11 protein-coding genes are annotated in these 11,831 nt (G+C 72.6%); 10 read left to right on the top strand and 1 reads right to left on the bottom strand.

Translation table 11 applies throughout. The features are described from left to right. Positions 1 to 68: 68 nt before the first annotated feature. On the bottom strand, positions 69 to 872 hold the full coding sequence (locus DQ392_RS12685; protein WP_245981403.1) for a DUF2470 domain-containing protein: 804 nt from the start codon (positions 870 to 872) through the stop codon (positions 69 to 71). A 55-nt stretch (positions 873 to 927) separates the two neighbouring features. Between DQ392_RS12685 and rpsD the strand changes: the two genes are divergently transcribed. The 10 genes from rpsD to aroB all read left to right on the top strand — a co-directional run bounded on the left by rpsD (position 928) and on the right by aroB (position 11,765). Further along, a complete protein-coding gene (rpsD, locus tag DQ392_RS12680; RefSeq protein ID WP_114015677.1) occupies positions 928 to 1,539 on the top strand; it encodes a 30S ribosomal protein S4 in 612 nt (203 codons plus the stop codon). A 248-nt stretch (positions 1,540 to 1,787) separates the two neighbouring features. Continuing rightward, a complete protein-coding gene (locus DQ392_RS12675) occupies positions 1,788 to 2,228 on the top strand; it encodes a DUF948 domain-containing protein (protein WP_114015676.1) in 441 nt (146 codons plus the stop codon). A 6-nt stretch (positions 2,229 to 2,234) separates the two neighbouring features. Continuing rightward, a complete protein-coding gene (locus DQ392_RS12670; protein ID WP_114015675.1) occupies positions 2,235 to 2,630 on the top strand; it encodes a DUF6167 family protein in 396 nt (131 codons plus the stop codon). Then, the gene (gene alaS / locus DQ392_RS12665; RefSeq protein WP_114015674.1) at positions 2,630 to 5,305 is read left to right on the top strand and encodes an alanine--tRNA ligase; all 2,676 of its coding nucleotides are present in this window, start codon (positions 2,630 to 2,632) and stop codon (positions 5,303 to 5,305) included. The genes DQ392_RS12670 and alaS overlap by 1 nt, the downstream gene beginning before the upstream one ends. Further along, a complete protein-coding gene (gene ruvX, locus DQ392_RS12660) occupies positions 5,305 to 5,802 on the top strand; it encodes a Holliday junction resolvase RuvX (protein ID WP_114015673.1) in 498 nt (165 codons plus the stop codon). The genes alaS and ruvX overlap by 1 nt, the downstream gene beginning before the upstream one ends. A 131-nt stretch (positions 5,803 to 5,933) precedes the next feature. After that, on the top strand, positions 5,934 to 7,928 hold the full coding sequence (mltG, locus tag DQ392_RS12650) for an endolytic transglycosylase MltG (RefSeq protein ID WP_114015672.1): 1,995 nt from the start codon (positions 5,934 to 5,936) through the stop codon (positions 7,926 to 7,928). A gap of 15 nt (positions 7,929 to 7,943) precedes the next feature. Next, the gene (locus DQ392_RS12645) at positions 7,944 to 8,780 is read left to right on the top strand and encodes a shikimate dehydrogenase (protein WP_114015671.1); all 837 of its coding nucleotides are present in this window, start codon (positions 7,944 to 7,946) and stop codon (positions 8,778 to 8,780) included. A gap of 173 nt (positions 8,781 to 8,953) precedes the next feature. After that, positions 8,954 to 10,138 carry a chorismate synthase gene (gene aroC, locus DQ392_RS12640; RefSeq protein ID WP_114015670.1) on the top strand — a complete coding sequence of 395 codons (1,185 nt, stop codon included), beginning with the start codon at positions 8,954 to 8,956 and terminating at the stop codon, positions 10,136 to 10,138. After that, positions 10,135 to 10,668 (top strand): shikimate kinase, encoded by a 534-nt coding sequence (locus DQ392_RS12635; RefSeq protein ID WP_114015669.1) that lies wholly within the window; start codon positions 10,135 to 10,137, stop codon positions 10,666 to 10,668. Before aroC ends, DQ392_RS12635 begins: the two co-directional genes overlap by 4 nt. Then, entirely contained in the window at positions 10,665 to 11,765 is a 1,101-nt protein-coding gene (gene aroB / locus DQ392_RS12630) for a 3-dehydroquinate synthase (RefSeq protein WP_114015668.1), read from the top strand. The genes DQ392_RS12635 and aroB overlap by 4 nt, the downstream gene beginning before the upstream one ends. The last annotated feature ends 66 nt before the right edge of the window (positions 11,766 to 11,831 follow it).

Below are 11,831 nucleotides of genomic sequence, written 5' to 3'. Positions count from 1 at the left end.
GCCGCGCGGCGGGGCGGCCTCGGTGTTCTGCCGCGCGGCAGGGCGGGCGGCCTGCGGGGCGTGCCGCGTCAGCCGCCCCGGGTGAACAGGGAGTGCATCGCGTGCCGCAGCCCGGCGACGGAGGAAACGGGCTCGGCGAAGTCGAAGCGGGTGTCCGCGCACGCTCCGGCGGCGTTCCACCCCCGCACCCGCAGTCCGAACCGGTCCAGGGCCAGCGGTGCGGAGCGCTCCCACCCCTGGCAGGCGCACAGCGCGCGCACCTGCTCGGCGTGGGCCGCGGCCAGGTGCTGGAGGAGTTCGGCCTCGTGGGCGGCGAGGGGGTCGCGGGTGGCGTCGGCGAAGGCGTCGGGTTCCACCTCCTCGGCGCCCCACAGGTCGTCGACGTAGGCCTCGCCGACCTCCAGGCGCAGCATCTGCCGGGAGGTCCCGGCGACGGGCGCGGAGGGGGCGGCCTCGGCCAGCAGGCGGGCGCAGGCGGCGCGCTCGTCGCCGCGTACGGGGGTGAGCCAGCCGGCGATCCAGGCGCGTCCGCGTACGCGGTGCGGTACCGAGACCGGCGCCACGTCCGTGATCTCCATCACCGCGGCGAGGTCGTCGTCCTGCGCGTAGGCGCACACGCGGGCTTCCACGGAGTCCGCCGCAACCAGCACGATGACGTCCCCACCGGGGGTGACGGCGCGGGCCTCGGGGATGCCGGCTGCCGGGTCGGCGCCGGCTTGGGCGGCGCCGGGAATGGTGAGCAGGGCGGATACGCTGGATTGCGCGAGGGTTCGTACACGTTCGGCGGCGGTCGGCTGCCGGGCGTCTTCCACGGGACGCGGCTGTCCCTCCTCGGCGTGTGTGCCAGGCAGGGGGATCCCAGGTCGAAACATGCGTACTCCTCAGCTAAGGTAAGGCTCACCTAACTTACACGGAGGTCCGTTCAACGTGAACCAGTCGCGTCCCAAGGTCAAGAAGTCGCGTGCCCTGGGCGTCGCGCTGACCCCGAAGGCCGTCAAGTACTTCGAGCAGCGCCCGTACCCGCCCGGGGAGCACGGCAGGGGCCGCAAGCAGAACAGCGACTACAAGGTCCGTCTGCTGGAGAAGCAGCGCCTGCGCGCGCAGTACGACATCAGCGAGAGCCAGATGCGCCGCGCGTACGACCGCGCGCGCAAGACCGACGCCAAGACCGGCGAGGCCCTGGTCGTCGAGCTGGAGCGGCGGCTGGACGCGCTCGTGCTGCGGGCCGGCCTGGCCCGCACCATCTACCAGGCGCGCCAGATGGTCGTGCACGGCCACATCAGCGTCAACGACCGGAAGGTCGACAAGCCGTCCTTCCGCGTCCGTCCCGACGACGTGGTGATGGTGCGCGAGCGCAGCCGCCAGAAGTACCCCTTCCAGGTCGCCCGTGAGGGTGGCTACGCGGGCGAGGGCGAGACCCCGCGCTACTTGCAGGTCAACCTGCAGGCGCTCGCGTTCCGCCTGGACCGGGACCCCAACCGCAAGGAGATCCCGGTGATCTGCGACGAGCAGCTCGTCGTCGAGTACTACGCCCGCTGACCTCAGCGGTTCCCCAGCGGCCCGTCCCGCGGCACCGGCCAGATCCGGTACGCGAGGGCGGGCCGCTGCATTTCCCCTCCGGCCTCCCTCCCGCTCGTCTCCCGCCGGTACGCCCGGCGGCGCCCAGGGCCGGAATCCGGTACAGGGCCGGTCCCGCCACGCGATAAGGTCGGTACCTCATACGCCGCCGCGGTCGGCCACCCGGCGAGCGGCGGCCGACCCCATGACCTCAAGGGAAGCGGTGCAGCGTGTCCGGTGGAGAAGTGGCCGGTCTCCTCGTGGCCGTCTTCTGGGCGATCCTGGTGTCGTTCCTCGCCGTGGTGCTGGTGAGGCTCGCACAGACGCTCAAGGCGGCGACCAAGCTGGTGACGGGCGTGACGGAGCAGGCGGTCCCCCTCCTGGGAGAGGCGTCGGCGACCGTCCGCTCCGCACAGACCCAGCTGGACCGCGTCGACGCGATCGCCTCGGACGTCCAGGAGGTCACCTCCAACGCCTCCGCGCTCTCCTCCACGGTCTCCACCACCTTCGGCGGCCCGCTCGTCAAGGTCGCGGCGTTCGGCTACGGCGTACGGCGCGCTCTCGGCCGCAAGGAGCCCGGGTCCCAGGAGACGCGGGACGCGGGGAACGTCGTCGTCGGCCGTACCGTTCCCGCCGCCCGGCGCGGCGGCCGCAAGCGCCGAAGGGGCTGATCCCGCATGTTCCGCCGAGCCTTCTGGTTCACCACCGGCGCCGCCGCCGGTGTCTGGGCCACCACCAAGGTCCAGCGCAAGATCCGCAGCCTCGCCCCCGACGCGCTGGCCGTCCGCGCGGCCGACAAGGCCGTCGAAGGCGGCCACCGGCTGCGCGAGTTCGCCCTCGACGTCCGCGCGGGAATGGCGCAGCGCGAGAGCGAACTCAAGGACGCGCTGGGCCTCGACACGCCCGAGGACGACGGCCCCGGGCCGCAGCTCCCCGGTCGCGGGACGGCCTCGCTCCCGCGGCAGCAGGGCGTCCCGCAACTGGGCACCGTCCACCCCGCGCCCGGGCGCAAGGACCTGAGCGGCCCCCGGGCTCACCCCCACCACTCGAACGACCGGAATGAGGACCACTGATGGAGTCGGCTGAAATCCGCCGCCGCTGGCTGCGCTTCTTCGAGGAGCGGGGGCACCACGTCGTGCCGTCGGCGTCGCTGATCGCGGACGACCCGACGCTGCTGCTGGTTCCCGCGGGCATGGTCCCCTTCAAGCCGTACTTCCTGGGCGAGGTCACCCCGCCCTGGTCGCGCGCCACCAGCGTGCAGAAGTGCGTGCGCACGCCGGACATCGAGGAGGTCGGCAAGACCACCCGGCACGGCACCTTCTTCCAGATGTGCGGCAACTTCTCCTTCGGCGACTACTTCAAGGAGGGCGCGGCCAAGCTGGCCTGGGAGCTGCTGACCAGCCCTCAGGGGCAGGGCGGCTACGGCCTCGACCCCGAGCGTCTGTGGATCACGGTCTACGAGCAGGACGACGAGGCCGAGCGCATCTGGCGCGACGTCGTCGGCGTGCCCGAGGAGCGCATCCAGCGCCTGGGCATGGAGGAGAACTACTGGTCCATGGGCGTTCCGGGGCCGTGCGGACCCTGCTCGGAGATCAACTACGACCGCGGGCCCGAGTTCGGCCGCGAGGGCGGCCCGGCCGTCAACGACGAGCGGTACGTGGAGATCTGGAACCTCGTCTTCATGCAGTACGAGCGGGGCGAGGGCTCCACCAAGACGGACTTCGAGATCCTCGGCGACCTGCCCAGCAAGAACATCGACACCGGTCTCGGTCTCGAACGCCTGGCGATGATCCTCCAGGGCGTGCACAACATGTACGAGATCGACACCTCGCGCGCCGTCATCGACAAGGCCACCGCGCTGACCGGCGTCTCCTACGGTGCCGCCGAACAGAGCGACGTGTCGCTGCGCGTCGTCAGCGACCACATCCGCACCTCGGTCATGCTCATCGGCGACGGCGTCACCCCCGGCAACGAGGGCCGCGGCTACGTGCTGCGGCGCATCATGCGCCGCGCCATCCGCAACATGCGCATCCTGGGCGCCACCGGACCCGTGGTCCAGGAGCTGATCGACGTCGTCATCGAGACGATGGGGCAGCAGTACCCCGAACTGATCACCGACCGCAAGCGCATCGAGACCGTCGCGCTCGCCGAGGAGGCCGCCTTCCTCAAGACCCTGAAGGCCGGCACCAACATCCTCGACGGGGCCGTCACCGAGACCAAGCAGTCCGGCGGCTCCGTCCTGTCCGGCGACAAGGCGTTCCTGCTCCACGACACCTGGGGCTTCCCCATCGACCTCACCCTGGAGATGGCCGCCGAACAGGGCCTCTCGGTGGACGAGCGGGGCTTCCGCAGGCTGATGAAGGAGCAGCGGGAGCGGGCCAAGGCCGACGCCCGGGCGAAGAAAACCGGCCACGCCGACATGTCGGCCTACCGCGAGATCGCCGACAGCGCGGGATCCACCGACTTCACCGGCTACTTCGAGACCTCGGGCGAGGCCACCGTCGTCGGGCTGCTGGTCGACGGCGTCTCCTCGCCCGCCGCGAGCGAGGGCGACGACGTCGAGGTCGTCTTGGACCGCACCCCCTTCTACGCCGAGGGCGGCGGCCAGCTCGCCGACACCGGCCGCATCCGGCTGGAGGGCGGCGCCGTCATCGAGGTGCGCGACGTCCAGCAGCCGGTGCCCGGCGTCAGCGTGCACAAGGGCACCGTCCAGGTCGGTGAGGTCACCGTCGGCTCGGCGGCGCACACGCGGATCGACGGGGACCGGCGCCGTTCCATCGCCCGCGCCCACAGCGCCACCCACCTCACCCACCAGGCACTGCGTGACGCGCTGGGTCCCACGGCCGCCCAGGCCGGGTCGGAGAACGCCCCGGGCCGCTTCCGCTTCGACTTCGGCTCGCCCGCCGCCGTTCCCGGCACCGTGCTCACCGACGTCGAGCAGAAGATCAACGAGGTCCTCGCCAGGGAACTCGACGTGCAGGCCGAGTACATGGGCATCGACGACGCCAAGAAGCAGGGCGCGCTCGCCGAGTTCGGTGAGAAGTACGGCCAGACCGTGCGCGTGGTGACCATCGGCGACTTCTCCAAGGAGCTGTGCGGCGGCACCCACGTGCACAACACCTCGCAGCTCGGCCTGGTCAAGCTGCTGGGCGAGTCCTCCATCGGCTCCGGCGTGCGCCGTGTGGAGGCGCTGGTCGGCGTGGACGCCTACAAGTTCCTGGCGCGGGAGCACACCGTCGTCTCGCAGCTGACCGAGCTCGTCAAGGGCCGCTCGGAGGAGCTGCCCGAGCGGATCTCCGGGATGCTGACCCGGCTCAAGGACGCCGAGAAGGAGATCGAGCGGTTCCGGGCCGAGAAGGTCCTCCAGGCCGCCGCCGGGATCGCCGACGGCGCCAAGGACGTGCGCGGCACCCTTCTGGCCGCCGCCCGGGTTCCCGACGGCACCGCCGCCGACGACCTGCGCACCCTCGTCCTGGACGTGCGCCAGCGCCTCGGCAGCCGTCCTGCCGTGGTCGCGCTGTTCGCCGTCACGAACGGCCGCCCGCTCACCGTCATCGCCACCAACGAGGGCGCCCGCGAGGCCGGACTGCGCGCCGGTGACCTGGTGCGTACGGCCGCCAAGGCGCTGGGCGGCGGCGGTGGCGGCAAGCCGGACGTCGCCCAGGGCGGCGGCCAGGACCCGGAGGCCGTCGACGAGGCCGTCGCCGCCGTCGAGCGCCTCGTGGCCGAGGCCGGGGGCAACGCCTGATGGACGCGGTGGACCCCGGTGCCGCGGCGTCCTTCCGGCGCGGCAGGCGGCTCGCCGTCGACGTCGGTGACGCCCGGATCGGGGTCGCGAGCAGCGACCCCGACGGGGTCCTCGCGACCCCCGTCGAGACGGTGCCGGGCAAGGACGTGCCGGCGGCGCAGCGGCGGCTGGCCGTGCTGACCGAGGAGTACGAGCCACTGGAGGTCGTCGTCGGGCTGCCCCGTTCGCTCAGCGGCGGGGAGGGCCCCGCGGCGGCGAAGGTGCGCGCGTTCGCCGAGCAGCTGGCGAAAAACATCACACCGGTCCCGGTGCGGCTCGTGGACGAACGCCTCTCCACGGTCACCGCCGCGGCGGGCATGCGGGCCTCGGGAGTCAGCTCCAGGAAGGGGCGTTCACGCATCGACCAGGCGGCGGCCGTGGTGATCTTGCAGAACGCGCTGGAGACGGAGCGCAGCTCGGGAGGGCCGCCGGGGCAATGCGTCGAAGTGGTTGTCTGATCGCGGTGCGGTAACGTTCCGCGCGACACGGCAGCCGCCGCATCCTCACGCGTGCCGCACACGCCCCGGCCGGTTCCGACCCGGACGCCCGGCACGCGGCCCGGCTGCCGCCTCGCGTCTCAAGGGGATCGATGACTGAGTATGGCCCGGGACAGGGCTCCCAAGCGTGGGACCCTGACGACCCTCTCTACGGGGATCAGCAGCCCGGATACCCCGGTGGCTGGAACCAGCCCTCGCCCCACCCCGAGCAGCAGTACGCGCAGCAGCAGTACGCAGAACAGCAATACGAACAGCAGTACCCGCAGCAGTACGGCGACGGCGGCTGGTTCGATCCCCAGCACGATCCGTACGCCTCGCAGGGGCACGGGCAGCACTACGCCCCCGCGTCGTACACCGACACCGGAGGACACCACCAGGTTGGTCAGGCCGGGGATCCCTACGGCACCGGGCAGTACGCCACCGGCACCTACCCGACGGGCGCGTACCCGTCAGGGGAGTACGGCGCCCTCGGGTACGCGGCGGGTGAGTACCCCTCCGGGGAGTACTCCACGGGCGGATACCCGGCGGGCGGGTACGCGGCAGGGGCATACGGCACGGGGGAGTACCCGTCAGGGGAGTACGGCACCGTCGGCTACCCGTCGGGTGAGTACGCGACCGGCCAGTACCCGGCCGGAGGCCCGCACACCGGCCAGTACCCGGCGCAGGGGTACGGCTCGGGCGAGTACCCGGTCGGCGAGTACTCCTCGGGCGGGTACGCCCCGGGCGAGTACTCCACTGGTGAGTACCCGACCGGCGAGTACGCCACGGGCCAGTACCCGGCGGGTGCCTATCCGGCAGGGGAACACACGGGCGAGACCCCCGCGCCGTACGGCTACCGGACCGAAGCCGTGCCCCCGCAGCACCCGCACGAGGGCGGCCCCACTCCCGGCCCCTCGGCGGCCCCCGGCACCGGCGCCGACCCGGAAACCGGCTGGGACCCGGGCCCCGACCAGGGCGAGCGCGCCTTCTTCCTGGACCGCGACGACGACGATCCCGACGGCGCCTGGGACGAGGACGACGCGGACGGCGACGCGGGCCCCCGAAGGGGGCGCCGGGGCGGGAGCGGCGCCAAGCGCGGCCGCGGCTGCGCCCTGGTCATCTCCGCGGCCCTCATCGCCGGCGTCGGTGTCCTCGGCTATGTCGGCTACGACTTCTACCAGTCGCACTTCGCCCCCGCCCCCGACTACGCGGGCAAGGGATCGGGCGAGGTCATGGTCGACGTCCCCGAGGGAGCCTCGCTCTCCGAGATGGGCCAGGTGCTGCGCAAGGCAGGCGTGGTCAAGAGCGCCGGGGCGTTCGTGGAGGCGGCGGACGGCAAGAGCATCCAGGCCGGCACCTACACCCTCCGCAAGAGGATGTCCGGGGCCGGCGCCGTGGAGATGATGCGCGACCCGGCGAGCCAGAACGGCCTCATCATCGCCGAGGGCTGGCGGGCGAAGAGGATCTACGAGGAGATCGACAAGAAGCTCGACGTCGACGAGGGCACCACCAAGAAGGCGGCCGCCTCGGGCGACATCGGGTTGCCCAAGTGGGCACACGGCAAGCCGGAAGGTTTCCTCTTCCCCTCCAGGTACAGCGTCGGCAAGGACAGCACCCCCAAGGACGTGCTCCGCAAGATGGTCGACCGCGCGGAGGCCGAGTACGCCAAGACCGGGCTCCAGGACGAGGCGAAGAAGGCGGGCAAAACGCCGGAGGAGATCATCACCATCGCCTCGCTCGTGCAGGCCGAGGCGCAGGAGGACCACGAGTTCGGCAAGGTCTCCCGGGTCATCTACAACCGCCTCGACAAGGACATGGCCCTCGGCTTCGACTCGACGATCAACTACGCGATGGGCCGCTCCACGCTGAACACCTCTGTCGCCGACACCAAGTACCCCTCGCCGTACAACACCTATCTGCACAAGGGGCTCCCGCCGGGGCCGATCGGCAACCCCGGTCACCAGGCGATAACGGCCGCCCTCGACCCGACCGCGGGTGACTGGCTGTACTTCGTCACGGTCAAGCGGGGGGACACCCGCTTCACCGACGACCCGAGCGAGCACCGCAAGAACGTCGAAGACTTCAACAAGGAACAGCGCAAGAAGTAAGGAGAGCGGCGGCTGATGCCCCACCCCGTTCCCGAGACCGCCACCCGCGCCGCGGTCCTCGGCTCCCCGATCGCCCACTCCCTCTCGCCGGTGCTGCACAGGGCGGCCTACGCGGAGCTCGGGCTCGACGCGTGGACCTACGGCAGGTACGAGGTCGACGAGGAGGGCATCGCGGGCTTCCTCGCCGGTCTGGACGCGCGGTGGGCGGGTCTGTCGCTCACCATGCCGCTCAAGCGGGCCGTGCTGCCGCTGCTCGACGAGGTCACCGAGACGGCCGCCTCGGTGGAGGCCGTCAACACGGTCGTGTTCACCGGCGAAGGACGCGGACACGGCGACAACACCGACATCCCCGGCCTGGTCGCCGCGCTTCACGAGCGCGGCATCGACAGTGTCGAGTCCGCCGCCGTGCTGGGTGCCGGAGCCACCGCCTCCTCCGCGCTGGCCGCCCTCTCCCGCGTCTGCGAGGGCGAGGTCACCGCCTACGTCCGCAGCCAGGAGCGGGCCCGCGAGATGCACGGCTGGGGCGAGCGGCTCGGGGTGGCCGTGCGGACGGCGGACTGGGCGCGGGCCGCCGAGGGGCTGCGGGCGCCGCTGGTGATCTCCACGACGCCGGCGGGGGCGACGGACGGGCTCGCCCAGGCGGTCCCCGCGTCCGGCGGCACCCTCTTCGACGTCCTCTACGACCCGTGGCCCACGGCGCTGGCCGCCGCCTGGCCCGGCACCGTCATCGGCGGCCTCGACCTGCTGGTCCACCAGGCGGTGCTCCAGGTGGAGCAGATGACGGGCCGCCCCGCGCCCTTGGCCGCGATGCGGGCCGCCGGCGAGGCCGAGCTCCGTTCCCGCGCCGTCTGACGGCACCCGGACGGCCCGCCGCACTCCGTCCCCCGCTTCCGCACCGGGTGCGAACGGGGGTGCGAACCGGGGTCCGTCCGGAGGGTGGGCACGGGAGCAGGCCCTCGCCACCGGCATGGGAGGATCGCTCCCAGGAAAGAGGACGGGCCGCACGGCGGCCGAGAGGAGCACCGTTGAGCAGGTTGCGCTGGCTGACCGCCGGGGAGTCGCACGGCCCCGCACTCGTGGCGACGCTGGAGGGCCTCCCCTCCGGCGTCCCGGTGACCACGGACATGGTCGCCGACGAGCTGGCGCGCCGCCGCCTCGGCTACGGCCGCGGCGCCCGCATGAAGTTCGAACGCGACGAGGTCACCTTCCTCGGCGGCGTACGCCACGGGCGGTCCCTCGGCTCGCCGGTCGCGGTCATGATCGGCAACACCGAGTGGCCCAAGTGGGAGAAGGTGATGGCGGCCGACCCGGTCGAGGCCGACGAGCTGGAGCAGCTGGCCCGCAACGCTCCGCTGACCCGTCCCCGCCCCGGCCACGCCGACCTGGCCGGGATGCAGAAGTACGGCTTCGACGAGGCCCGCCCGATCCTGGAGCGCGCGTCCGCGCGCGAGACCGCGGCCCGGGTGGCGCTCGGCACCGTGGCCCGGTCCTTCCTCCGCGAGACGGCAGGCCTCGAACTCGTCTCGCACGTGGTGGAGCTGGGCGCCGCCAAGGCGCCCTACGGCACGGTCCCGCAGCCCGCGGACGTCGCGCGGCTGGACGCCGACCCGGTGCGCTGCCTGGACGCCGACGCGAGCGAGGCGATGGTCGCGCAGATCGACCAGGCACACAAGGACGGTGACACGCTGGGCGGCGTGGTGGAGGTCGTGGCGCACGGCGTGCCCGTCGGACTGGGCTCGCACGTGCACTGGGACCGGCGCCTGGACGCGCGGCTGGCCGGGGCGCTCATGGGCATCCAGGCGATCAAGGGCGTCGAGCTGGGTGACGGCTTCGGTCTGGCGCGGGTGCCGGGCTCCGCGGCGCACGACGAGATCCTCGCCACCCCCGACGGCATCCGCCGCGCCTCGGGCCGCAGCGGTGGCACCGAGGGCGGCCTGTCCACCGGCGAGCTGCTGCGCGTGCGGGCGGCGATGAAGCCGATCGCGACCGTGCCGCGCGCGCTGGCCACCGTCGACGTCCGCACCGGCGAGCCGGACAAGGCCCACCACCAGCGCTCGGACGTGTGTGCGGTGCCGGCGGCGGGGATCGTCGCCGAGGCGATGGTGGCGCTCGTGCTGGCGGACGCGGTGGCCGAGAAGTTCGGCGGCGACAGCGTGGCGGAGACGCGCCGCAACGTGCGCGGTTACCTCGACTCCCTGGAGATCAAGTGAGTGGCCCCGCGGTGGTGCTCGTCGGCCCCATGGGGGCCGGAAAGTCGACGGTCGGCGCAGTGCTGGCCGAGCGCCTGGGAGTGACCTGCCGCGACACCGACCAGGACATCGTCGAGGCGGCGGGCAAGCCGATCTCGGAGATCTTCCTCGACGAGGGCGAGCCGCACTTCCGCGAGCTGGAGCGGGCCGCCGTGCGCACCGCGCTCGCCGAGCACACCGGCGTCCTCGCCCTCGGTGGCGGCGCCGTGCTGGCGGACGAGACCAGGGCGCTGCTGGCCGGGCAGCCGGTGGCCTTCTTGGAGATGGACGTCTCCGAGGCCGTCAAGCGCGTCGGCCTGGACGCCGCACGGCCGCTGCTCATGATCAACCCCCGCCGGCAGTGGCGCACGCTGATGGAGGAGCGCAGGCCGCTGTACACCGAGGTGGCCCGCGTCGTCGTCAGCACTCAGGACCGTACGCCCGAGCAGGTCGCCGACGAGATCCTCGCCGCCCTTCAGCTCCCGTCCACCCAGCCGGAGAACCAGCGATGACCACCCCTCACCCGTCCGTAGCCCGCATCACCGTGGGCGGCTCGGCGGGCACCTCCCCCTACGACGTGCTCGTCGGCCGGCAGCTCCTCGGCGAGCTTCCCCAGCTCATCGGCTCGACAGCGCAGCGCGTCGCCGTCCTGCACCCCGAGGCGCTGGCCTCCACCGGTGAGGCGCTGCGCGAGGACCTCGCCGAGCAGGGCTACGAGGTCATCGCCGTCCAGCTGCCCAACGCGGAGGAGTCCAAGACCGCCGAGGTCGCCGCCTACTGCTGGAAGGCGCTGGGGCAGACCGGCTTCACCCGCACCGACGTGATCGTCGGTGTCGGCGGTGGGGCCACCACGGACGTGGCCGGGTTCGTGGCGGCGACGTGGCTGCGCGGGGTGCGCTGGGTCGCCGTGCCCACGACGGTGCTGGGCATGGTGGACGCGGCGGTGGGCGGCAAGACCGGCATCAACACCGCCGAGGGCAAGAACCTGGTGGGCGCCTTCCATCCGCCCGCCGGGGTGCTGTGCGACCTGGCGGCGCTGGAGTCGCTGGGCGTCCACGACTACGTCAGCGGTCTCGCCGAGATCATCAAGGCGGGCCTCATCGCCGATCCGGCCATCCTGGAGCTGATCGAGTCCGACCCGCAGGCGGCCAGGACGCCTCAGGGCCACCACACCGCGGAGCTGATCGAACGCTCGATCCGGGTGAAGGCCGAGGTCGTTTCGGAGGACCTGAAGGAGTCGGGCCGCCGGGAGATCCTCAACTACGGGCACACGCTCGGGCACGCCATCGAGAAGAACGAGCGCTACAACTGGCGGCATGGCGCGGCCGTCTCGGTGGGCATGGTCTTCGCCGCCGAGCTCGGCCGGATCGCCGGCCGGCTCGACGACGCGACCGCCGACCGGCACCGCGCGGTGCTGGAGTCGGTCGGGCTGCCCGTCACCTACCGTGGCGACCAGTGGCCCAAGCTGCTGGAGACGATGAAGGTCGACAAGAAGTCGCGGGGCAACCGGCTGCGCTTCATCGTCCTCGAAGGGCTCGCCAAGCCGGCCGTACTGGAGAGCCCCGACCCGGCGATGCTGCTGGCCGCGCACGCCGAGATCGCCGCCTGAGCAGCGCCGTCGGCCGGGCGGGCAGGCCGCTTCTCCCGGGCGGCCCGCGGCCTTGGGGAGGGAACC

This window comes from Streptomyces reniochalinae (genome assembly GCF_003323735.1).
Lineage (GTDB): Bacteria > Actinomycetota > Actinomycetes > Streptomycetales > Streptomycetaceae > Streptomyces > Streptomyces reniochalinae.
The sequence above is the reverse complement of the archived record's forward strand: the minus strand, read 5'-3'. Positions and strand labels throughout refer to the sequence as shown.

Excerpts from the sequence above, each read along its gene's own strand:
- DQ392_RS12645 (WP_114015671.1), top strand. The coding sequence starts at position 7,944 with ATGCCCCACCCCGTTCCCGAGACCGCCACCCGCGCCGCGGTCCTCGGC.
- aroB (WP_114015668.1), top strand. The coding sequence starts at position 10,665 with ATGACCACCCCTCACCCGTCCGTAGCCCGCATCACCGTGGGCGGCTCG.
- DQ392_RS12685 (WP_245981403.1), bottom strand. The coding sequence starts at position 872 with ATGTTTCGACCTGGGATCCCCCTGCCTGGCACACACGCCGAGGAGGGA.
- DQ392_RS12670 (WP_114015675.1), top strand. The coding sequence starts at position 2,235 with ATGTTCCGCCGAGCCTTCTGGTTCACCACCGGCGCCGCCGCCGGTGTC.
- ruvX (WP_114015673.1), top strand. The coding sequence starts at position 5,305 with ATGGACGCGGTGGACCCCGGTGCCGCGGCGTCCTTCCGGCGCGGCAGG.
- mltG (WP_114015672.1), top strand. The coding sequence starts at position 5,934 with ATGACTGAGTATGGCCCGGGACAGGGCTCCCAAGCGTGGGACCCTGAC.
- alaS (WP_114015674.1), top strand. The coding sequence starts at position 2,630 with ATGGAGTCGGCTGAAATCCGCCGCCGCTGGCTGCGCTTCTTCGAGGAG.